Origin of the sequence: Bacillus sp. GB_SG_008 (genome assembly GCF_052038115.1) — a bacterium.
In the GTDB taxonomy this organism is placed as follows: domain Bacteria; phylum Bacillota; class Bacilli; order Bacillales; family Bacillaceae_G; genus Bacillus_A; species Bacillus_A rhizoplanae.
This window is the reverse complement of the sequence record NZ_JBPZSK010000005.1, coordinates 325,134-347,431: the sequence shown is the minus strand read 5'-3', so window position 1 is coordinate 347,431 and position 22,298 is coordinate 325,134. Positions and strand designations below refer to the sequence as shown.

At 34.6% G+C, this 22,298-nt stretch carries 18 protein-coding genes and 2 other annotated features; of the genes, 8 read left to right on the top strand and 10 right to left on the bottom strand.

Annotated elements, in window-relative coordinates; translation table 11 throughout:
- Positions 1-123: 123 nt before the first annotated feature.
- Both ACTDJC_RS15500 and ACTDJC_RS15495 read left to right on the top strand, forming a co-directional pair.
- Positions 124-1,023, top strand: a complete 900-nt coding sequence (locus ACTDJC_RS15500; protein WP_440603944.1) for a DMT family transporter — start codon at positions 124-126, stop codon at positions 1,021-1,023.
- A 44-nt stretch (positions 1,024-1,067) separates the two neighbouring features.
- Positions 1,068-1,238, top strand: a complete 171-nt coding sequence (locus ACTDJC_RS15495) for a DUF1272 domain-containing protein (RefSeq protein ID WP_253629852.1) — start codon at positions 1,068-1,070, stop codon at positions 1,236-1,238.
- Between the two features lie 166 nt (positions 1,239-1,404).
- Here ACTDJC_RS15495 and ACTDJC_RS15490 read toward each other — a convergent pair whose 3' ends face one another.
- Positions 1,405-2,229 carry an MBL fold metallo-hydrolase gene (locus ACTDJC_RS15490; protein WP_098311213.1) on the bottom strand — a complete coding sequence of 275 codons (825 nt, stop codon included), beginning with the start codon at positions 2,227-2,229 and terminating at the stop codon, positions 1,405-1,407.
- A 472-nt stretch (positions 2,230-2,701) separates the two neighbouring features.
- Between ACTDJC_RS15490 and brnQ the strand changes: the two genes are divergently transcribed.
- Entirely contained in the window at positions 2,702-4,066 is a 1,365-nt protein-coding gene (brnQ, locus tag ACTDJC_RS15485) for a branched-chain amino acid transport system II carrier protein (RefSeq protein WP_440603943.1), read from the top strand.
- A gap of 398 nt (positions 4,067-4,464) precedes the next feature.
- On the opposite strand, the gene ACTDJC_RS15480 is transcribed toward brnQ, so the two are convergent.
- The 3 genes from ACTDJC_RS15480 to ACTDJC_RS15470 form a co-directional block, all read right to left on the bottom strand.
- Entirely contained in the window at positions 4,465-4,935 is a 471-nt protein-coding gene (locus ACTDJC_RS15480; RefSeq protein WP_253629853.1) for a DinB family protein, read from the bottom strand.
- Positions 4,936-5,126: 191 nt separating this feature from the next.
- Positions 5,127-5,969, bottom strand: a complete 843-nt coding sequence (locus tag ACTDJC_RS15475; protein WP_440603942.1) for a tyrosine-type recombinase/integrase — start codon at positions 5,967-5,969, stop codon at positions 5,127-5,129.
- A gap of 174 nt (positions 5,970-6,143) precedes the next feature.
- The gene (locus ACTDJC_RS15470) at positions 6,144-6,827 is read right to left on the bottom strand and encodes an HAD family hydrolase (RefSeq protein ID WP_090914663.1); all 684 of its coding nucleotides are present in this window, start codon (positions 6,825-6,827) and stop codon (positions 6,144-6,146) included.
- Positions 6,828-7,901: 1,074 nt separating this feature from the next.
- On the opposite strand from ACTDJC_RS15470, the gene ACTDJC_RS15465 reads away from it, so the two are divergent.
- The gene (locus ACTDJC_RS15465; RefSeq protein ID WP_440603941.1) at positions 7,902-9,572 is read left to right on the top strand and encodes a ribonuclease J; all 1,671 of its coding nucleotides are present in this window, start codon (positions 7,902-7,904) and stop codon (positions 9,570-9,572) included.
- Between the two features lie 883 nt (positions 9,573-10,455).
- Here ACTDJC_RS15465 and ACTDJC_RS15460 read toward each other — a convergent pair.
- Positions 10,456-11,568: an RNA-guided endonuclease TnpB family protein gene (locus ACTDJC_RS15460; protein WP_440603940.1), complete on the bottom strand. Its 1,113-nt coding sequence runs from the start codon at positions 11,566-11,568 to the stop codon at positions 10,456-10,458.
- Between the two features lie 355 nt (positions 11,569-11,923).
- Positions 11,924-12,155: a binding site (T-box leader), on the top strand.
- Between the two features lie 40 nt (positions 12,156-12,195).
- Positions 12,196-12,426, top strand: a binding site (T-box leader).
- A 47-nt stretch (positions 12,427-12,473) separates the two neighbouring features.
- Between ACTDJC_RS15460 and thrS the strand changes: the two genes are divergently transcribed.
- Positions 12,474-14,396, top strand: coding sequence for a threonine--tRNA ligase (gene thrS, locus ACTDJC_RS15455; RefSeq protein WP_440603939.1), 1,923 nt, complete (start codon positions 12,474-12,476; stop codon positions 14,394-14,396).
- An 83-nt stretch (positions 14,397-14,479) separates the two neighbouring features.
- Here the strand turns inward: thrS and ACTDJC_RS15450 are convergent, their stop codons facing one another.
- The 4 genes from ACTDJC_RS15450 to ACTDJC_RS15435 all read right to left on the bottom strand — a co-directional run bounded on the left by ACTDJC_RS15450 (position 14,480) and on the right by ACTDJC_RS15435 (position 17,681).
- Positions 14,480-15,004 (bottom strand): AAA family ATPase, encoded by a 525-nt coding sequence (locus ACTDJC_RS15450; RefSeq protein WP_440603938.1) that lies wholly within the window; start codon positions 15,002-15,004, stop codon positions 14,480-14,482.
- 78 nt (positions 15,005-15,082) lie between these two features.
- Positions 15,083-15,793: an HAD family hydrolase gene (locus ACTDJC_RS15445; RefSeq protein WP_440603937.1), complete on the bottom strand. Its 711-nt coding sequence runs from the start codon at positions 15,791-15,793 to the stop codon at positions 15,083-15,085.
- A complete protein-coding gene (locus tag ACTDJC_RS15440) occupies positions 15,786-16,679 on the bottom strand; it encodes a PhzF family phenazine biosynthesis protein (protein WP_440603936.1) in 894 nt (297 codons plus the stop codon). Before ACTDJC_RS15440 ends, ACTDJC_RS15445 begins: the two co-directional genes overlap by 8 nt.
- 255 nt (positions 16,680-16,934) lie before the next feature.
- Positions 16,935-17,681: a Nif3-like dinuclear metal center hexameric protein gene (locus ACTDJC_RS15435; RefSeq protein WP_440603935.1), complete on the bottom strand. Its 747-nt coding sequence runs from the start codon at positions 17,679-17,681 to the stop codon at positions 16,935-16,937.
- Between the two features lie 171 nt (positions 17,682-17,852).
- Here ACTDJC_RS15435 and ACTDJC_RS15430 point away from each other — a divergent pair, with 171 nt between their 5' ends.
- Both ACTDJC_RS15430 and ACTDJC_RS15425 read left to right on the top strand, forming a co-directional pair.
- A complete protein-coding gene (locus ACTDJC_RS15430) occupies positions 17,853-18,896 on the top strand; it encodes an ArsR/SmtB family transcription factor (RefSeq protein ID WP_440603934.1) in 1,044 nt (347 codons plus the stop codon).
- A gap of 4 nt (positions 18,897-18,900) precedes the next feature.
- Positions 18,901-20,133: an MFS transporter gene (locus ACTDJC_RS15425; RefSeq protein WP_440603933.1), complete on the top strand. Its 1,233-nt coding sequence runs from the start codon at positions 18,901-18,903 to the stop codon at positions 20,131-20,133.
- Between the two features lie 286 nt (positions 20,134-20,419).
- Here ACTDJC_RS15425 and ACTDJC_RS15420 read toward each other — a convergent pair whose 3' ends face one another.
- The gene (locus tag ACTDJC_RS15420) at positions 20,420-21,022 is read right to left on the bottom strand and encodes a TetR/AcrR family transcriptional regulator (protein ID WP_253629887.1); all 603 of its coding nucleotides are present in this window, start codon (positions 21,020-21,022) and stop codon (positions 20,420-20,422) included.
- Positions 21,023-21,308: 286 nt separating this feature from the next.
- Between ACTDJC_RS15420 and ACTDJC_RS15415 the strand changes: the two genes are divergently transcribed.
- Positions 21,309-22,061 carry a YiiX/YebB-like N1pC/P60 family cysteine hydrolase gene (locus ACTDJC_RS15415; protein WP_440603932.1) on the top strand — a complete coding sequence of 251 codons (753 nt, stop codon included), beginning with the start codon at positions 21,309-21,311 and terminating at the stop codon, positions 22,059-22,061.
- Positions 22,062-22,298 lie beyond the last annotated feature (237 nt).

The window sequence follows — 22,298 nt, the reverse complement described above, 5'->3', positions numbered from 1 at the left end:
TTATTCGAAAATGATCAGCCAGTAATCCGTCTCTAAGACGGGCATAATAATTCTTCTAGATTAAAATGCTTCGTCTTAAGGATAACTATCTCTAATCCTAAAAATAGACGGAGGTCATATGATATGAGACATTCATTATTTGGTGCATTTTGTTTATCGCTTGCTGCAAGCATTTGGGGAGGTATGTATGTTGTCAGTAAATATGTACTAGACTTTGTTCCCCCGCTCACGCTTGTTTGGTTACGTTTCGTTATTGCTTTTGCGATTTTATTTATGATTTTACAAATAACACAGCAAAAACAGAAAACAAAAATTCCAATCGAGAAAAAAGATTGGTTATTATTTGCCTGGATCGGTTTTATCGGTTATTTTGTCTCCATTACATTTCAGTTTATTGGGACAAAATTGTCTGATGCACATACAGGTTCTTTAGTAACATCCGCAACACCAGCCTTTATGATCATTTTTGCAAGAATAATAGTAAAAGAGCCTATTACCATTCGCAAATTCATTTCCGTACTCTTAGCAACTTTAGGTGTTATCATTATCATCGGATGGGATATAAAAATTGGAACGTATTTCACCGGAACAATCATCTTAGTCGGGGCTGCTATTACGTGGGCATTATTATCTATTTACGTCAAAATCGCCTCGCAACGTTTTTCTTCCTTAATCATTACAACGTATGCGATATTTTTTGCGATTTTGTTTATTACACCTTGCATGATATGGGAATTACAATCTAACAGCATACAAAGTCTTAACACATTTATAGTTTTAGGGATTTTATACCTTGGCATCATTTCAACTGCTGGTGCATTTTTTCTTTGGAACAAAGGTATGGAATTAATGGATGCGGGAATTGGCTCACTCTTTTTCTTTTTCCAACCTATTGTTGGAGCGTTTCTCGGATGGTTACTACTGCACGAACAGCTAAAAACTACATTTTTCATTGGAGCTTTACTCATTGTAGTGAGTGTTCTTATCGTTACAATCGATAAAAGAGAGACATCTTCTAATTAGAGATATGATTATAAAAGTTATTTTACTATGTAAGGAGGCATCCCATGGCACTAGAAATGAAAACAAACTGTCAAACTTGTAATACTTCTCTGCAAGGAGATTCAGAAGCATACATTTGTGTGTATGAATGTACTTTTTGCCTACCTTGTACAGAGAATACTAATCATATCTGTCCAAATTGTGGAGGCGAATTAGTACGGAGACCAAAAAGATAAAGATTCTTTTTCACATATTAAAAGCGCAAAATCTATAAGATTTTGCGCTTTACTTTTGTTTTTTAACACTTGATTTCTTTTATCTTTTCAATAATCACTTCTGCTAAATATTTATATCCATACTCTCTAAAAAGCTTATCATTTGGAAGATAGATTAAGAGTCTTTTTATTTATGTATTAATTTCCCTTCAAGTGCGTCAATATACCTTTTCGCTGATTTTTGGACAGCTTCATTTGCTTTTCCCTTCACGATTCCGTGAAATGCATTATGTAAACGATTAAACTTTAATTTTTTTACTCTTTCAGCCATCTCTTTCACCTTACCTGCTGGCAATGGAATGAGATTCGGATAACTATACATAAAACTTACCCATCTTGAATCAGCAACAACTTGAATGATATCTCCAGTTAATAAAATTCCTCTTCCTTCATCTCCAGTTTCCCAATGTAAAACAGCACCACCATTAAAATGCCCACCTAAACGATACAATGTAATACCTTCGGAAAGTTTTAAAGATTCTCCAGACCAGAATATAATACGATTACTTGGGCGCATCACCCATTCTTTATCATCTTCATGAATGTATATAGGAACATCAAAGCGTTCCGCCCATTCTACCTGTGTAGAATAATAATGTGGATGCGATAAAGCAATCGCATGAATTCCCCCTAACTCATTTATTCTTGCTACAGTCTCTTCATCAATATACGTAATGCAATCCCATAACACATTATACTTATTAGCTTGAACTAAATAAGCATTTTGACCAATTGCAAACTTTGGATTTGTTGTTATGCTATATAAATTTTCTACTTCTTTTACAATCTCATTCTTAAATGATTTACTTTTCTGTATGCTCTCTAAAGTTGTCCATGATTGCCCCAAAGGGTTTACATATTGACGTTCCTCATTACAAATCACACAGTTTACAGGCGGTTCTTTATAAAGTGGATATTGTACACCACACGTTGTACAAACATAATGCTTCATTCTATTTCTCCCTTTCTCATTTCATTGAATACAAATTAATCCAAAATATCATGAACAATATGTAAAATTAAACCCCCACTATTTAACAATTTGACATTTGAGTAACAAAATACCTCTCCAAACGCTTATTTCTATCCATACTATCACAAAATTTACCTTTTATTCTATATTTTCTGAATAATATACTCTTGATTTTATTGAATATTTAATTTATTATTTTGTTTGTTATATAAAAATAATAACATCCATAAAATATCGTATGATACACCACCGAAAGAAAGCGCTTAACAATTGTAATTAATTAAATTTTCTATATAATAAAAATAACGGACAAAATAAATTTACTAAAAATTCATTTTTGTCTTGCATAATAATTTATTTTTGTTATCATCGTTAATGATTCGACAAAAAATGACTTTGTATTGTATCTTTGTGTAAAAAATTCAAAATATTTAAATTTGGAGGTTTTTTTGTGACAAAAAAAGTGCAAACTTCACATATTTTTGTGATTGGGCTTATGCTTTTTGCTCTCTTCTTCGGAGCAGGTAATTTAATTTTCCCTGCTATGTTAGGACAAACAGCCGGAAGTAACGTATGGATTGCAACCGCAGGATTTTTAATTACAGGAGTTGGCGTACCACTACTTGGTGTATTAGCACTTGGTGTTTCAGGTAGTGACGACTTACAAGCAATGGCAAGTCGTGTACACCCATTGTTTGCGAGTGTATACACATTTATTCTTTATTTAGCAATTGGTCCTCTTTTTGCTTTACCTAGAGCAGGAAGCGTATCTTTTGAAATAGGTATAAAACCATTTGTAGGAGAAAATAGTGGTCATTTACCTTTAATTATTTTCACTATTCTGTTTTTCGGGATTACTTGTGTACTCTCTTTAAATCCTACAAAGATTGTTGATGTTGTCGGGAAGTTTTTAACTCCAATTAAATTGACATTTATCGGTATTTTAGTTGTTACCGCTGTCATAAAGCCAATCGGTGACATTCAAGCACCAACACAAGAATTTGTTACAAATTCTTTCTTCAAAGGCTTTCAGCAAGGCTATTTAACAATGGACACTCTCGCAGCTTTCGTATTTGGTATTATCATTATTAATTCCATCAAAGAGAAAGGTGTAAGTGACAAAAAAGAGATTATAAGTGTATGTATAAAAGCAGCCATCATTGCCGCTGTCGTATTAATTGCTGTTTACACTTCACTTGCATACATGGGTGCTTCTAGTGTTTCTAAATTAGGACATTTAGAAAACGGCGGAGAAGTTTTATCAAAAGTAGCAAATTACTACTTCGGTTCTTTAGGAAATTTATTATTAGGATTGATGATCACTATAGCTTGTTTAACGACGAGTGTTGGACTTACTACAGCATGTTCATCTTACTTCCATAAAGTATTTCCACAAATATCATACAAAACATTTGCTGTTATTTTAGCTACTTTCAGTGCTCTTATTGCTAATCTTGGCTTAACAGAGCTGATTACCGTATCTGTACCTGTATTAACAGCAATATATCCTTTAGCGATTATGCTAATTGTATTAACGTTTCTACACCGATTGTTTAAAGGGAGATCAGAAGTATATCAAGTAAGTTTATTATTCACTTTTATTGTAAGTATCTTTGATGGACTGAATGCAGCAAATCTGAAAGTTGATTCGATAAATTCTTTATTCTCTCACTTACCTTTATATGATGCTGGATTAGGATGGATCGTTCCAGCACTCATCGGAGCTTTACTAGGCTATGGAATTAGTTTATTACGAACGAAGGATAATTCTAATGTAAATACTTCTCATGATCTTGCACGTAAAAAAACATCCTAAACTTTTTAAGTTTATTTAGATTCAAGAAATTTGAATTAATCTTTGTTTTAACAAGAATAGACATATAATGTTACACATTATATAAGAATAAAAGAAGAGGATAGTGACAGGCAGAATAATTCTGTATGTTCTATCCTTTTTTGTACCACAAATGACCTCATTTACCACAACATTTGTATTGGCTGTCGACTTGTTGTTGCTTTAAAATAAAGTTTAATCAAATTAATACTAATAACTTTGATAAACGATCATAGAAAAGAGCGTGTTTTGAAAAAAAGATTGATCAAAACACGCTTTTTCTATATTCAATTGAATCATCCTTTTATAAAAAAGTTTGATAATTTTTGTGATCCTTGCTCAATTAAAGCGCCCTTTAATGGAATAACTAGAACGTTCAGTCAACGATTTGATGGCCATGCCCCCTGCATTTTCCTTAATTGAATAATTTGGCCTGTATGATAAGCATCATGAAGCATGATGTCCTGTAATTTCTCCTCAAGTGAATTTTGCTCAAGCTCTTTTTCGGAAATTGCACTCAATACCTGTCTTAAATTACGTTGAGCATTTTCAGAACGTTCAACGACTTTCTTCCATTCCTTGTCATCATTAGATTGATTGGTAAGATAAAAGGTTTCATCACCGTCGAGATTATGTGTCCATTCACGGCCTTCCAAGTTTGCAGCAAGTCTCTCTTTGTAATAAATGAGATGATTAACGTTCTCCCAAATGGTATTAGTCGCCTCTCCAGATGGTTTCCAGATGGCCTGCTCGGCTGTAAGTCCTTCTATAGCATGTTTAAACGGAGCATACCAACTCTCTTTATCGAATGTTGAATCTAGTACGTTTAAAAGCAAGTCAATTCGTTTCAAAGTAATCTCCCCCTAAATAGTTAAAGTTTCAAAAAAATTCTTATAACTCTATCGAGATTCTATATTTTTAAGTAAACTTCCTGCTTTTTAACTACCCTGCTAATCTTATTCCACAAACTGGCCCAATTCAAAAAGATACGTCTTTTTATATGCACGCCTCGATTTTGATTAAAGATTAATTTCAGTAGCTTTCAAAAATATTTACTATAAAAATCGCGTCTCAACTTTCCGCTCAGCTGAGCATATATTCTCGTGGTTTCACTCTTCTCATGACCAAGTAAGCTTTGTATTACTTCAAGTGGCGCACCGTTGTTAATCATATGTGTAGCATAGCTATGACATAATTGATGAGGATGAATACTTTTTTTAATCCCGGCACGATTCGATATACGTTTGATAATAAATCTTAGGTTATCAATACTCATACGTCTTTTTGGCCTTCTTTCCGTAATAAACAAACAAGGCTCCCCATCATCTCTTTCATCTAGATACCTTTTTAACCAAATGATACAACGAGTATTAAAGTATACTTCCCTTTCTTCATCACCTTTCCCATGTACAATGACAGAATTCGTTGAGAAGTTAATATCGTCACGACTCAGTTTTACGACTTCCCCAATACGGCAGCCAATAGAATACAAAAATTCAAATAATACATTCTCCATTGAGTTATGACATGCTTCCCTAAGGTGTTCAATCTCTAGTTCCGAAAGGAATTTTGGGATTCTTTTGCCTAACTTCGGTTCTTTTAATTTAGCAGCAGGGTTTTTAAGAATAAAGCCTTCATCATGTGTCCATCTAAAAAGTGATTTGATGCAACGAACTCGGTGTCCTAAGCTAGATGGCTTTAAGTGTTCTCCTGCTTCAATTAAGTAACCCTTTACTTTTTCTGTAGTAAATTCACTCATGTTAATGTCACCGAAATAACGTAATAAGAGATTATATTGAAAACAATATGTTTTTAAAGTCAGAGGTGAATATCCCTCAATTTTTTTATCTAATTGATACTGTCCCCAGGCCTCAGATAATAACATTATTCTTCACGCTCCCATTCTATAAATCAATTAATCTAGATTCTATTATGTTCAAGGAGAGTCTCTTTTATACGCTAGTTATTCAACTATCGTATAAAACAAAAAAATTACTTAACCATGAGAACACTTGAAATACAAGAAAAAGACGCTTTCTCTATAAAGGAATAGCGCCCGTTAACGGAATAACGAAAATGCTGAATATGTAAAATAACTTAATAATCTATCAAAAGAATTGATCTCGGCATATGGTTTTATTTCGGTATCATTCTTGATCATATAAGGATTGAACCATATGCCCTTTATATTTGCATTTTGACAACCACCAATATCCTTTTCTATGTCATCTCCAACGAATAATGCTGCTTCCGGTTGAACATTAAGCTTATTCAATGCTAATTCAAATATACGTTTGTCAGGTTTACTAAATCCCACTTCTTCAGAAATAATTATTATATCAAAGCAACTATTTAAATTGGTGTTAATTATTTTAGCCTTTTGTCTCTGAGTTGAGCCATTTGTTATAATTGCAACTTTAACATGCATCTTTATAGTATTTATGATATTTATAGTATTTTGGTTTATAGAAAAACAATGAGGAAAATTATTATTCCAAAAATCTTGAATGTAATTGCGTGGCAATCTATATTTTGGTGGAAATTCATCAAAAAATGATTCCAAAACTTTTACTTTATCACTGTAGCCATAGCTTCTTTTATCATATTCCTTGAATTTCTGCAACATTTCGTTTTTTACTGAATGTTGTTTAACATCCCCATAACACTTCTCTAAAATAATTGAAAACAATTTATCTACTGCCTTATCCCTATCAAGTAAGGTATCATCTAAATCAAATATCATTGCTTTATAACCCCTCAAACAACTTCACAGCCTTTCTCACATTATATAAATAATCCCTAGTTCATTCTTGCCCAGTTACGGAATGTACGTATGGTGGTATTAGACATCACCCTATAAGGTGTCACACTGCGTCCCCCACGGTTATAAAAAAAACATGATTCTTCTGCTTGGCGTAGAAAAATCAGGGGTTTAACTTCCCAAAAACGTCTTAGTGTATAATCGCGTTTTGTCGGCAGTACCCCTATATAACTTATCTACTTAATAGTCTAAATTCCCTATGATTACCAAAAACTCCTCCCTGTTCTTTTGCCACGTTAGCTTAATACATTTTTTCATATTCTTCACGATCAATTAAATATGGTATTCAACAATATGGCCCTTTAATGGAATACCTGTTGGATTAGAATAAAGTTTGATTATTTTTCTATTCCTCTGGTTGAACAAACGCGCCGTTAGAGCGAAAAAGGTCGCTTAATTACAAGCTCCTTTAGACGAATTTACTAACTCAATCAATTCCTTTAAAAGAATAATCTCTTACCACCTTACAAATCTGCACGTTATATTGGCTGTACCACGTTTCTTTTCCATTTTGTTGTGCTACTTGATGAGTCGTATTAGCTTTCCATTTTGAATTACTTCTAAGGATTCCCAATAAGAAATTGTAATACTATACTCTTCGTATCTCTTACGCTCTCAATCCTAATAAATCCAGGTTGTGTTTTTACTAGTTCTACCAAGTTGTCTGACATACTTTCATATCTTTCTGAATTGTGCTCTGTTCTTTGAGAAGTAAATATAGCTGCATAATAGGTATTCATTGTGTTACCACCTTAAAAGAATTGTGTCTTTATTAAGAATTGAAAACCATGAGTGATTTCAATAGCAGCTGTCTCCATGGGAGGAAAGACTTCAATAACGATGTGGGAAACTAAGACATCAATGTTGTAGTCATTATTTTTAGGAAAAAACAGTCTAGAGTTCCCTTTTTTGTAGGAAGCTCGAGCATTCAACCCACTGATAAAAGGAAACCCAAAGGGCATACTAAGATTATATTTAAATTGGGAGGATATAAATTTGAGTACAATAGAAAATGCATTATCTATCTTCGCCTTAGGCGGCTTGAATGAAATCGGGAAAAATATGTATGCAATCGAATATTCAAACGATATCGTGATTATCGACTGTGGCAATAAGTTTCCAGATGAAAGTTTATTAGGAATTGATTTGATTATCCCTGATATAGCTTACTTAGTAGAAAATAAAGATAAAGTCAGGGCTTTAATTGTCACACATGGACATGAAGATCATATCGGGGGGATCCCGTTCTTCTTAAAAAAATTGAATGTACCCGTTTATGCCACACGCTTCACACTAGGATTAATTGAAATCAAATTAAAAGAACATAAACTTCTAGGAGAAAGTGAACTTATTGAAATCAACTCAAACTCAAACTTGACAATCGGAGAAATAAGTGTAAGTTTTTTCAAAGTGACCCATAGTATTCCTGATTGCTTGGGAATAGTCTTTCACACACCAGAGGGTAAGATTGTACATACGGGGGACTTCAAGTTCGATTTAACCCCTGCGAATAATGAGAATTCGGATATTCATAAAATGGCTGCAATCGGCAAAGAAGGGGTCTTGCTTCTATTATCTGAGAGTACCAATGCAGAGCGTCCTGGTTTGACCCCATCGGAACAAATGGTAGGTGAACATGTGGAAGCAGCTTTCATGAAAGCCGAACGCAAAGTTATTCTTTCTACCTTTGCTTCAAATATTAGTCGCGTTCAGCAAGTCGTGAATGCAGCGCAAAAAACAAATCGAAAACTTGCGTTGCTTGGACGAAGTATGGTTAATGTTATAGCGGTTGCTATGGAACGTGGTTATTTAACAGTTCCAGATGGAATGTTAATTGACCCACATGAAATCAATGAAATGGCTCCTGAAAGGGTGGCCATTTTATGCACGGGGAGTCAAGGAGAACCATTGGCTGCTCTTGCTCGCCTGTCCACTGGAAACTTTCGTGGTGTCGACATTTTACCTGAAGATACGGTTATCTTTGCAGCAGGTCCAATACCCGGGAATGAACGAAATATCACGAGTATCGTAGACAACTTATTTGCACTTGGAGCCAAAGTGATTTATGGATCAGGAAGTACATCCGGAATGCATGTTTCTGGTCATGGTTATCAAGAAGATTTAAAACTAATGCTTACATTAATGAAACCAAAATATTTTATTCCCATTCACGGTGAATTTAGAATGCTACACCATCACCGTTTGTTAGGTGAATCTGTTGGAGTAGAGCAAGGAAACACGTTTATCATCAATAATGGCGATGTCGTCGATATTGAACATACCATTGCCCGTCAGACCCGGAAAATACCGGTGGGGAATACCTACGTAGACGGGGGGGATGTCGATAATATTGGGGAAATTGTGTTACGAGACCGCAAACAACTTTCGGAGGATGGGATGCTCATGATTGTTTTAACTATGAGCAAAGCGGAAGGAAAACTGATTTCTGAACCCGATACCCTTTCTCGTGGATTTGTTGATAGAGATTTCTCAGAACTCCGAAGAGACGTTAATCGCCTTACTATAAAAACTGTTAACGAGCTACAAGAAGCAAATAGAAACCAATGGAATGTAATGAAAAAACAAATAAAAAAATCAATACGACAATATGTATATACACATACTAAGAAAAAGCCAATGATTGTTCCTATACTTATTGAAATTTAATAGGGGAGAAGTTTTAAAAAAAATGAATTAATTGATCTTCAACAATTGGGCGCTTTAATTGAGCAAGGATAACAAAAATAATCAAACTTTTTTATAAAAGGATGATTCAATAAAATATATTAAGAGCGTGTTTTGATCAATCTTTTTTCAAAACACGCTCTTTCTTTTTGCTTGTTTATCAAGGTTATTAGTATTAATTTGATCAATCCTTATTCTAAAGCTACACATAAAGCCAAATTTTCAAATAGGGTGTTTTTGCACATCCCGCGAAATAGGGAAATAACACTCTAACATGTTTCCCTAAAGCGGTCGCCATCTCTTTCACTGTATATACTTTCATCTAAACCCTCATATTAGACTGAAAATTCAAAAATATATATTCTTATTATAACTAAAGTAATTGTTGCTGTAAATGCGCTTTTCATGAGGATGTGTTGTTGTTGTAAATGAGGTCATGCAGAGGTCTGTAAAATTAAAAAAGCACACCACTTTCATTAAGTGATGTACCAATACTTATATAATGTGTAACATTATATAAGTTCTTTACTTTTAGTAAGGAAAGAAAACTATTAATCATTCTTTATTTTACAGAGTAGTTTAGGATGTTTTTGTTTTCAGTTTTCTTCTGTCCATTTTTTCAATCGGTGTATTTCTTCGCTGGAACTTATTTTCCGCCCATAACGTACCTGCTCGTAAATAGATATAATTTCATCGCCTCTCTTTATACGAGATAACCATCGGTCAACTACCCCCCACTTACATTCTAACGAATTTTGAAGTGGGGGGCTTGCAACTCTACTACACGTTATACAAACGGTCTAGCGACCTCTAACCTCAAGCGTAGGTTACTATAGGTAGGCTGACAGCTACCCAACATAAGAAGTCATGCTTCTAATGTCATTTGGTGATGGTACTCAATTCCCATTTGTCTTAGATTCATTGCTCCGATTCTATCGTCATTTGATTGGTATTGGCATGTCGTGCAACAAAATGTATGTGCCTTCTGATTACGATTCTTTTTGTTTGTATTTTCACACTTCGGACATTTTTGGCTTGTATAAGCAGGGTCAAATGCAATTACTTTTATATTGTTCATAATCCCTTTATATTCAAGCATTTGTCGTAGTTGGTGAAACGCCCATGATAGACGATAGTATCTGTCACATTTACGAACAGTAGTTGTTAGATTGATCCCTGTTAAGTCTTCAATCGCAATTAACGAGTGTTCTCCTGCAAATTGGATAAGTGCCTTTGACAATACATGGTTTATATTTGTCATGAAACGGTTTTCTTTTCCACTTACTTTTTGGAGTTTTCGTTTTGCTGATTTTGTACCACGGGCTTGCAATCCTTTTCGTAAACGGACATATCTTGCTTTTGTTTCCTTTATGGATGCTCCGCTTTTAAATAGGTGATTATCGTTACTGTCAATAGCTGTAGCTAAAAAACGCATACCAAAATCAACACCAACAATATTTTTAATGGTGAAAGTGGCTTCAAATATTTTCTTTACTGCAAAATGCAAAAAGAATTTACCTTTTTTATATACAAGTGTAGCTGCGCCGAATTCCCAAGAACCATCAAAATAGTGCTCTACCCCTTTTGTGATGAACGGAATTTTAATACGTCCTTGTAATGTACCAACGCTAACTAAACCATCTTTTGTAAAAGAGTAATCACGTCCATATGAGTATTGCAGTTTAGGACGTTTATATTCTACAAGTGTGTTTTCACCTTGTTCTTTTACGGTAGCATAACTTCCTGCAACAACTGTACACACATTACAAGCCATTTGAGATTTCAGGCCAAATTGTTCTCGTAAGTCTGTATATACCAGTTGTTGTAACGACTTAAACTTAGATAACAAATTGTGTTTATGAGCTATTTGTGATGCATAATTTAATGCTTTTCGATTGGCATGTAAAGTGTCTTGTAGCAACAACGCTTGTTCATGGGTTGGTAATATTTTTGCTTTTGCGGTAATAATAAGTTCCATTTTTCCACCTCCTTATTTTCAGTATATATTATATCTTTATTTACTAAAAATAAAGAATGTTCCGCTATATAAAAAGGCAGTTCCTCCCCTACACTAATTATTTTCTGTTTTTTCTGATATTCGTTTGTAGTATATCAGAATTCAAATATTTACCGCTTATTTTTTGGGATTTTTTGTAAAATAAGTTTCTTTTTTTACATATGATATATATAAAATACATGTTGCGAACCCCCTATTCATCTACAGCAATAGTACAAACAAAGAAAACTTCCAAAAAAGGTCACAATTTATATAAAAACAGATTTGCAAAAACAATTTGAATATTGTATATTATGAATCAACATACTAATGTTATAAAAAAGCTACGAAAAGGACACGAGATATTCTTTACGGTTTTACAGAGAAGGAAGAGTTGCTGAGATCTTCCTAACGCAGGAGAATAACTTACCACCTTAGAGCTGTATTGGGGAATTATAGTATCCAATACCGTAGACGCTACGTTACAGCGCATGGAGCCATCGGTACTTTTTATGAAGTACGATGGGAATCTGGGTGGAACCACGGGTATTAACGCACTCGTCCCTGTTTTAGGGATGAGTGCGTTTTTTATTTTTCAATTCTATATAACAATTGGCAATGAAAAGGACACGAGGTATTCTTACGATTTTACAGAGAAGGAAGAATTGCTGAGATCTTCCTAACGCAGGAGAATAACTTACCACCTTGGAGCTGTATTGGGGAAACATAGTATCCAATACCGTAGACGCTACGTTACAGCGCATGGAGCCATCGGCACTTTTTATAAAGCGCGATGGGAATCTGGGTGGAACCACGGGTATTAACGCACTCGTCCCTGTTTTAGGGATGAGTGCGTTTTTTTATATTCATAAAATGGAGTGATAATGATGAGTGAAAAAATGATTAAAATTCGTTTTCCAAATGGTCGTGAACAGGAATACGTTAAAGGAATTACGCTAGAAGCAATTGCAGAATCTATTAGCCCTAACTTAAGAAAAAAAGCTATTGCAGGAAAAGTGAATGGTCAACTATTTGATTTACGTAGAAACATACAGGAAGATGCAGAAATTGAAATTTTAACTTTAGAATCAAAAGAAGGATTAGATGTATTACGACATACAGCAGCCCATATATTAGCACAAGCCGTTAAAAGATTATACGGTCATGTCAACTTAGGAGTTGGTCCTGTTATTGAAAATGGATTTTATTATGATATGGATCTTCCGAATAGTATTGCAGTTGAAGAGTTAGTTCATATTGAACAAGAAATGAAAAAAATTATTGCTGAAAATTTAGAAATTCAACGAGTAGAAGTAAGCCGTGATGAAGCAAAGCAAATATTTGAAGAGATCGGTGACCATTTAAAACTAGAGCTATTACAAGATATTCCTGCTGATCAAAACATAACTCTTTACAAACAAGGTGAATTTCTCGACTTATGCCGCGGACCACATTTACCGTCTACTGGATTTATGAAAGCTTTTAAATTAACAAATGTGTCAGGTGCATATTGGCGCGGTGACAGTAATAACCAAGTCCTTCAAAGAATATATGGAGTTGCCTTCCCTACTAAAAAGGAACTAAATGAGTATGTAATCTTTTTAGAAGAAGCTGCAAAACGCAATCATCGTAAATTAGGAAATGAATTAGAACTGTTTATGTTCTCTGAAGAAGCTCCTGGAATGCCATTTTATTTACCAAAGGGACAAATCATCCGCAATGAAATGGAAGCTTTCTTAAGAGGGATTCAACAAAAGCGTAATTATCAAGAAGTTCGTACTCCTTTTATCATGAATCAAAAACTGTGGGAAAATTCCGGTCATTGGGACCATTATAAAGACAATATGTATTTCACAGAAGTTGATCATGGAAAATTCGCTTTAAAACCAATGAACTGCCCTGGCCACATGCTTATGTTTAGAAATAAGCTGCACTCTTATCGTGATTTACCAGTTCGAATGGCTGAATTTGGGCAAGTCCATCGCCATGAATTTAGCGGTGCTCTAAATGGACTGCTCAGAGTTCGTACATTCTGTCAAGACGATGCCCATATTTTTGTAACACCTGAACAAATTGAAAATGAAATAAAAGAAGTGATTAATTTAATCGATTATGTATATCGTACATTCGGTTTTCAATATGAAGTTGAGCTCTCTACAAGACCTGAAAATTCAATGGGAGACGACGAACTATGGAACAAGGCGGAAGGTTCTCTACGAAATGTACTAGAACAACTAAATTTCCGCTATAGAATCAACGAAGGTGACGGTGCATTTTACGGTCCGAAAATTGATTTCCATATTAAAGATGCTTTAAACAGAAGTCACCAATGCGCAACTGTACAGCTTGACTTCCAAATGCCAGAGAAATTTAATTTAAGCTACATTAATGAGAAAAATGAAAAACAACGTCCTGTCGTCATTCACCGTGCTGTATTCGGTTCACTTGACCGATTCTTCGGAATCTTAATTGAACATTTTGCTGGAGCATTCCCAACATGGTTAGCTCCCTTACAAGCGAAAATCATTCCTGTTTCAGTAGAAGTACATGAACAATACGCAAAAGAAATAGAAGAAAAGTTAAAAGACGCTGGTATACGAGTAGAACTCGATCTTCGTAATGAAAAACTTGGTTATAAAATGCGAGAAGCACAAGTTCAAAAAATCCCATACGTCCTTGTTGTTGGCGATCAAGAAGCTGAGCGCAACGAAGTAAACATTCGAAAATATGGAGAACAACAATCTGCAGCTGCACCATTTGACGAATTCTCTGCAAACATTCAGCAGGAAATTCAAAATAGAAGCTTATAATTCAAAAAGAAACCGCAAGAAGTTCAAGAGATATGATTTGAACCTTCTTGCGGTTTCACTTATATGTACTTTTACTATGATTGTTACCTATTAATATATGTAATCACTTCATTTATATAACAATCTAAAGGTTGTCCAGAATCAACAACCAAATAATGAGAATCAGATGGTTTTTTACTATTTTCGACCCATTTCTTAAACAATTCTTCCGATTGTACATGCTGAATTTGACTAATCATTCGCTGCCGACTTTTTAATCGATTATCAATTTCCTGCATATCATTCAGATAACATTCAACATATTTGTATTTTGCATGATATTTCTTAGACACAGCTGTCCCCTTTTCCACCATTTCTACATACAAACAAGGACTATCAAGTATCACATCATGCCCTTGTGATAGATGAAAATCTATTAACGCCCATTCAATATCATATGAAATTTTACCAGCAACTCTTGTATCGATATGATCTACCCCAAAAGATTCTAGTAGTGCCGATTTCACAATATCATGGTCTATTACAATCGCACCCGTCACTTTTGCTATCTCTCTAGATAAAGTTGACTTACCCGATCCTGGAAAACCTGACATTTGTAGAAAAAACATAAGAATACACCTTCTATCTTTACATAAGTCTTATTATCAGCTACATTGATTAAATTTAAATTCTGTTAAGTTAGTTATTTAGCTATTATGACGCAATATATGCCGTATTTCTGTAACATCTGATACGATTGCAATTGGAATATGTGTAGTAGTTTTGGAAAGGTTTTTTGCATTAACCCAAATGGCGTCCATCCCTGTTTCTATTGGTCCAACTACGTCATGAGTCCAAAAATCACCAATGAAAAGAGTTTCCTCCGGCTTTTTACCAAAGTGTTCCAATGCCACCGAATAAATCTCTGAATCCGGCTTTCTATAGCCTAATTGCTCAGCATGAAATATTGTGTCGTCACTAAATACTTCCGACAGTCCCATTTGAAGAATTTTTAATCGCGGATCATATAATCCATTGGTGACTATTCCAAGGTCATAATGTGCTTGTAATTCATTTAATAAGCTTGTAATTGAATTATTTATACCAATGCAAGCCATACCTGTTTTAAAAAAAAGGCCATCAAGCTCATCAATAAATTCTACATCAGGTGACACATTAAAATGAGAAAAAGCATGCTTCCACCTAGCCCTTCTAAATTCCGCTGGAGTTAGTTCCCGATTTTTAAAACGCTTCAATAAGGATTTTGGGATATGTAATTTTTTCTCAAGGAATACCGATGCGTCAAGGTTTCTTGTTATAGGATGCATTTCAAGAGTCTTAATTAGTCCGACATTAAACCAAGTGGAATCAAGAAGTGTGTCGTCCAAATCGAATAAGAGTAAACTATATTTATTCAATTCGCTCCCCCTTATTTCTGTTAATAGAAATATATTTTTCTTGAAAATTAGAAGCAAAGCCTCCTACTTGAACATTTGTAATATTACCAAGGTTAGTAGATACATTTACAACAACCTCTGAAGGTTTATTCATTACATACCCTTGCTCAAAGGTGAAGGTACTATGTTTTTTAAAATTGTTATTTTGCCGTATTAAATAACATGCTAGTGCTGCATTTGATGTACCAGTAGCGCTTTCTTCTGGAATATCAAACAAAGGTGCAAAGTTTCTGCAATGAGCTGTAGAATTATGTAGGGTTTCCAATGTAAATACATGATAGCCAGTTACATTATATTTTTTACTTATTTCAGTAATTCTTTTCATATCAGGAGTAATCTCTAGCAGGTCTGAAAGTCCCCTTACAGGTATAATAATATCGCGTAAGCCTGTAGATACAATTTGAATGGGCATATCAGGTATTAGTTTTTCTTCATCTAAATTTAAAGACTTAGTAATCTCTTCACGGGGAATTGTTTTAAGAAAATCAGGGAGATTTTGTTGTAAAGATATCATTTTATTGTTATGCATGTGTACGCTTAGTATCCCTGCTTTCGTCTTTATTGTGTATATCTTTTTCCTTATTGCTCTAATCTGAGCTAATAAGGAGAAAGTAGCGATTGTAGCATGTCCACATATAGCAACTTCTTCATTAGGTGTAAAATATTTAATTTCGTAATCTGAATTTGCAGAAGGAAGCACAAAGGCGGTTTCGGAGAAATTTAGTTTGTTTGCAATAGCTTGCATAGCCTCTGGTGTAAGACCTTTTGTATCTAAAACAACCCCAGCTGGATTCCCACCTTTTTCATCTTTAGTGAAGGCATTTAACATATATGTTTTAATCTTCAATCCAGTCCCTCTCTCCCTCCATTTTATCTTGCTATAAATGTAGAAAGTGACATGTATATTCTATACAAATCTAGTTCATATAAGATATATCCATAGCAAATAAAGAGGCCCTCTCCTTATTTTTCAAGGATTAAGCCTTTTCCTTTTCGATAACTTTATCCAAAAATGTTTAAATCGTACTTCAATTGTCCTTATATCTATCTACAATCTAGTCTAATGTATTTTTTAAAGGAACAATAAACTAATGCTAACCTATTACTCTATATGCGCTTCATACAACTGAACAACCTCCAAAGTGTTATCCAATTCCTGCAGCCTTTCCACCAAACTTTCCACGCCAAATATTTCTGTAAATGTATGGCTACCTGCGATAAGGTTAATATTTTTAAACTGCGCATATTGAACTGTATATAACGTCTTTTCTCCTGTGATGTATGTATCGCAGTCACTGTCCAACGCAGCTTGAATATGATCAGTTGAATGTCCTGCTCCTGTTAAAATACCAACTCTTTTTACTTGCTTATTATTATTTTTCCACGCCTTGACCTTTTCACCAAGCTTACTCTCTACTCTTTCGACTAGCTTCGAAAATGGGATTGGATCTGTATATTCGCCAACGCCGGGTAATTCTTCATCATCACAAGAAGAATACGTTATAATTTCATCAATTTCGATTGTATGAAACAACGACGTACACGTTCCAAATTCAACGAAATCTAATGGTGAGTGTATCCAGAAGTGATTGATATTGTATTCTTTCAATTTTCTTGTACAAGCTTCTTCCATTCCATATAAGAACTCCCATGCAGCGTGGTGTGTAATCATCATATCTACATTCTCTTTCTTTGCTTCTTCAATTGTTTCGAGCGTTAAATTTGTTGCATAACCTATCTTATGAAAATTTTCATTGCTTACATTTGTTATACCAAACTGATCTCCGTACTTATGTAAATGTTCTCCAAATATTCCTTCAATATGTTGTTTGAATTGATGTATGTGCATGTTTTTTCCTCATCCTTATACCTTTAGTGTGTTTTAATCATATACAGATTCTTCACTATTCTTGAAAAACCTTCCTTTAGTTCTCATGTTTCATATTTTTTCAAAACTATTCGAAATTTATTGAAAATAAAATTCTAAAAATATAGAATAAATTAAAAAGGAGGATGAAAAATGAAAGTTATGAACCTAAATGCGACAAGAGAAACTTATTCTGTTCAAATTAAACATTCGATTTTATTCGAAATGGGACTAGGTATTGCGGCTTGTACGTATTACGATTTTCACCATACTTTTGAAAAGCCTATAGATTATTGGAAGGACATTGAGAAGAAATTATCTGCTGCCGTTCAAAAAGAACTACAATACACACACAAACACAATACATGGTTCGCTTTACTACAATTACTTCACTCCCGTTCTTTTGATTCTCTTGAAAGTTTTTTTCATTTTCTTGACGAACTAACTGAAGAGGAATTACGTTGGCGTTGTTTGCCTTATATCGGATTGCAGCATGAAGACAATCGGAGAAAAGCATCCCATAAAGAAGAAACAGCTATAACTTCCTTCATAAAAGCTTGTCAACATCACAAATTTTTCCCGGCATACATTAAACATATTTCATCTATCGATACTTCTATACTTAAACGACACCTGAAAATCATCTCTGAAGGTTGGTATGAAACAGTGATACAACCTAATTACATAGAGTTTACTAGCATGCTTGAGCGTGATGCCCAGCAAAAACGTGTACTTCAATCAACTTATCATCCCGAAGAACTTGTCAAATATATAACAGGTAGTACATATCAACCTGAACCTTCCATTCATCAAGTCACACTTATCCCACAATATGTGTACCGGCCTTGGAACGTAGAAACGACTTTACCAGGGATTAAAGTATTTTATTATCCCATTTCAGACGATAACGTGAGTTTAGTAGAAGATCCTTATTCTCCGCCTTCCACATTAGTTCATAGTTATAAAGCACTTGGAGATGAAACACGATTAAAAATTATTAAATTACTAACTGAAAGAGATCACTCACTTCAAGAGTTAACCGAGAAGCTCAAAACTCCCAAAACAACGCTTCATCATCATTTATCTTTACTCCGGGCAGCTCGGATCATTAATGGCAAAGGTTCTCGGTATTATATACAGCTTGACCACTTAACTTCCCTTCAAGAGAAATTACAGCGTTTTCTAGGAAAGGAGTAAAGAGATGGAGAAAAATCAACATGTGTTCTCAAATCGTTCTTTTTTATGTTTATGGCTCGGGGAAACCATTTCTGAACTTGGAGGAACGATAGGAGCGCTATGTAATTCACTGCTATTATACGAAATCACCGGATCAAAATCGGCTATGGGGACGCTATGGTTAACGTATTTTATCCCGTCTTTAATTCTTCAACTCTTTATCGGCCCTTTCATTGACCGGACAAGCCGTAAATATATTATGCTATGTTCTCAAATTTTAAGAGGAATTGTGTTCTTCTTACCTGTTCTTCTTATGTTCTTGGGGCAGATTGAGATATGGAGTTTGTTTGTTATTCAAGTGGTACTTGGAATTCTACAGCCTCTTTATGTTCCAGCTGCATCGGCCCTGCTTCCTACGATTGTACAACAGGACAGATTAACACAGGCCAACGCCTGGATTGATGGAACAATGCGTACCATGAGTTTCTTAGCTCCTACATTAGGAGGACTCATAATAGCTTACATAGGAACTTTGTCTACTTACATAGTGGTAGGAATTTTATTTCTTATAAGTGCCGGTAGCCTTTCTTATCTCCATGAGCCTTCGGTTATACACGATAGTAAAAAGGCTACTTGGTTAAAACAAATCATTGCCGGATATCAATACTTTTTCAAACAACGTCCGCTCATATGGCTTGGTTTCTTTACTTCTTTAGTCCAATTTAGCGTCGGGGTAACGATGGTAATCAATGTTCCTTATATAATAGAAGAATTAAAAGGGACATCTTTTTCATACGGCCTATTTATGGGAAGTTTTCCTTTAGGGTATGTGGTCGGTTCTTTTTTAGTAGGTAAATGGAGAAATAAATGGCCGCTCAGATATATTATGCTTTCAGGTCTTTTCATGGGTGGATTATCTTTTTTCTTACTTGGCTTTGTAACATCCTTTCCTCTTGCAGTTTTGTGCGAAATTTTTGGAGGTGTTTGTTTCCCATTTTTCAACATTCATCAAACGAGTCTCCTTCAAAAAACTGTCCCTTCTCACCTTATGGGACAAGTATTTTCTGTTCGTCTCTTTTTAATTCGAGCTACTATGCCTTTAGGTATTCTTTTTGCGGGACAAATTGTAGAAGTCTCTGGCATCCGTCTTTTGTATATCATGATTGGTAGTTTCATTCTCATCCCTGCTTTATTCGGTATGCTGTTGCCCTTCTTTTCCTTTTTAGATGAGGAAAAAGATATTGCTATTAATATTTAATTTTCTTTATAAAATTAACAAAGGCTGAGAAATCTTTAGCCTTTGTTTATATTTCTTTATCAGAATTTATTATTTTATTTATATAAACAAGTATTAGACTGTTTAAAAATAGTTGTAAACTTAAAAAGTATTTTCTGCACATGAAAGCACCTTTTGTTAGCATAAAACCAATTTATTGTAAAACCTTTAAAAGTTCCCTCAGAAGATTTGAAGAAACTTCCCATTCATATAATTAGTATTATCGGCAGTGAAAAGAACATCCAACAATTATCTAATGATATTCAAATCATTTATTTAGACAGAGTAATTCAGTGAGTTTAAGTTGTTCGTAAACATCGATTTCTGGATCAACCGTAGAACGAAGTTCATAGCCTTCCAATAAACTGATAAGCATGTTTACCATCACACTAACTTCTATATCGGTACGGACTTGTCCTAACTCCTGGCCTCTACGAAGGATTTCTGACATAAAGTCTACCCAAGCACGATATTGTTCCATTAGCCATTCCCTAATAATTTGATTTTTCCGAGACAGAACAAGGATTTTATGATACACAAATATCCATAATGATTGATCTGCTCCTCCTTTTCCTGTGTGTACTCGATGCATCAGTCGGTTTAATATCAATTGAACATTGCATGTTTCATCCGACAATTCCTTGAAAGTCTCTTTTACAATATGATCAAACTCTCGGTTTAACCGAGTCCGCATAACCTCATATAGCAAATCTTCTTTGCTCTTAAAATGGACGTAGAATGAACCTTTTGTTTTTCCAGTCCCTTTCATTACATCATCAATACTCATCGCCTCATACCCTTTATCTGCGAGGAGCTGGAATGCAGAGTCTATTATCTTCTTTTTTGTTTCTTCACCTGTTGTGTACTTCATATGAATTTCCTCTCTTCTTCAATTATCAGATATAAAAAAACGAACGCTAATTAGTCCAATTTACGAATTATCGCCCATTTTTGGCATGAATGAACTCTAATGTTTAATTGAATTTTATCAGATAATTTATAAAATAAAAACTTTTTACAATTTCTACATTGACTTTCCAGATAATTCTAATTAGAATGAAAACATACTGACCGATTAGTATGTTTTTGTAAGTCCTGAAAACATACGAACCGGTTTGTATGTTTTCAAATACCAATATTTTGAAAGGGGTCTTGAGATGTTTAGAAAAATTAGTACGGCTGTTGTTGCTATGATTTTGGCATTCACTACGTTTCTTTTTAGTGACCATGCACAGGCTGCTACTTCTTCGACGAACAGTACTCAGGTATCACAAGACAATTTTTCTGAATACGCAAATGAATCAGCTTCAATCAATGGACAACAAAAACTAACTAAAGCACAAGAACAAGAAGTGAAACAGGCTCAAAAAGAGCTCGAAAATCTAAAAGTCAACTACAATGAGGAAAAGAATAAGGTAAAACCTGATAAGGGGCTAGATGGGCTAGAGATTAGTGCACTAGGGTATGGCTCTTACCCAAGACGCGCCGGCACATTTCTTGTTACTCTTGATTCAGGGAGTTCCTCAGGATTTGTAGCAGGGGGACACGCGGGAATAGTTTATGATTACTATAATACGGTTGAGTCTTATGGTAACAAAGGTAGTAAAAACGGTGTTCGTTACTGGCCAAATAACTGGAATACACGTTATTCAAATGTCATTGGTAGAACTGTAAGTGGAACAACCGCTAGCCAAGACGCTTACGCCGCAAAATGGGCAAGTTACCAGATTGGCGATCCCTACAACTGGAATTTCTGGAACATTAACCAAAACTCTTCATTTTACTGTTCTCAACTCGTCTATCGTACATTCCAATATAACTATGGAAAGAATATGAACTATAATGGCGGTGCCGTTTGGCCAGTAGATTTAACGAAAACAAGTGTAGCTTATACCATTTATGTAAAATAATTATTTAGAAAGGGGGAAAATCCCTGAAAAGAACCATTTACTTCTTTTTAACAATAATTGTTTTCGTATTTATAGTCGGTTGTTCAAAAGGTCAAGACTTATCGCCTAGCAGTGACAGAAACAATAGCTCACCACCCTACCAGTTTGGAGTTCTATACACATCTCACCTCAAATCAAAGAGTGAAATTAAACTGTTCACATCGGATTGGAAACATGTTAAAACTATTTCCTTGGATG

Excerpts from the sequence above, each read along its gene's own strand:
- ACTDJC_RS15500 (WP_440603944.1), top strand. The coding sequence starts at position 124 with ATGAGACATTCATTATTTGGTGCATTTTGTTTATCGCTTGCTGCAAGC.
- ACTDJC_RS15495 (WP_253629852.1), top strand. The coding sequence starts at position 1,068 with ATGGCACTAGAAATGAAAACAAACTGTCAAACTTGTAATACTTCTCTG.
- ACTDJC_RS15490 (WP_098311213.1), bottom strand. The coding sequence starts at position 2,229 with ATGAAGCATTATGTTTGTACAACGTGTGGTGTACAATATCCACTTTAT.
- ACTDJC_RS15475 (WP_440603942.1), bottom strand. The coding sequence starts at position 5,969 with ATGTTATTATCTGAGGCCTGGGGACAGTATCAATTAGATAAAAAAATT.
- ACTDJC_RS15470 (WP_090914663.1), bottom strand. The coding sequence starts at position 6,827 with ATGATATTTGATTTAGATGATACCTTACTTGATAGGGATAAGGCAGTA.
- ACTDJC_RS15460 (WP_440603940.1), bottom strand. The coding sequence starts at position 11,568 with ATGGAACTTATTATTACCGCAAAAGCAAAAATATTACCAACCCATGAA.
- thrS (WP_440603939.1), top strand. The coding sequence starts at position 12,474 with ATGAGTGAAAAAATGATTAAAATTCGTTTTCCAAATGGTCGTGAACAG.
- ACTDJC_RS15450 (WP_440603938.1), bottom strand. The coding sequence starts at position 15,004 with ATGTTTTTTCTACAAATGTCAGGTTTTCCAGGATCGGGTAAGTCAACT.
- ACTDJC_RS15435 (WP_440603935.1), bottom strand. The coding sequence starts at position 17,681 with ATGCACATACATCAATTCAAACAACATATTGAAGGAATATTTGGAGAA.
- ACTDJC_RS15430 (WP_440603934.1), top strand. The coding sequence starts at position 17,853 with ATGAAAGTTATGAACCTAAATGCGACAAGAGAAACTTATTCTGTTCAA.
- ACTDJC_RS15425 (WP_440603933.1), top strand. The coding sequence starts at position 18,901 with ATGGAGAAAAATCAACATGTGTTCTCAAATCGTTCTTTTTTATGTTTA.
- ACTDJC_RS15420 (WP_253629887.1), bottom strand. The coding sequence starts at position 21,022 with ATGAAGTACACAACAGGTGAAGAAACAAAAAAGAAGATAATAGACTCT.
- ACTDJC_RS15415 (WP_440603932.1), top strand. The coding sequence starts at position 21,309 with ATGTTTAGAAAAATTAGTACGGCTGTTGTTGCTATGATTTTGGCATTC.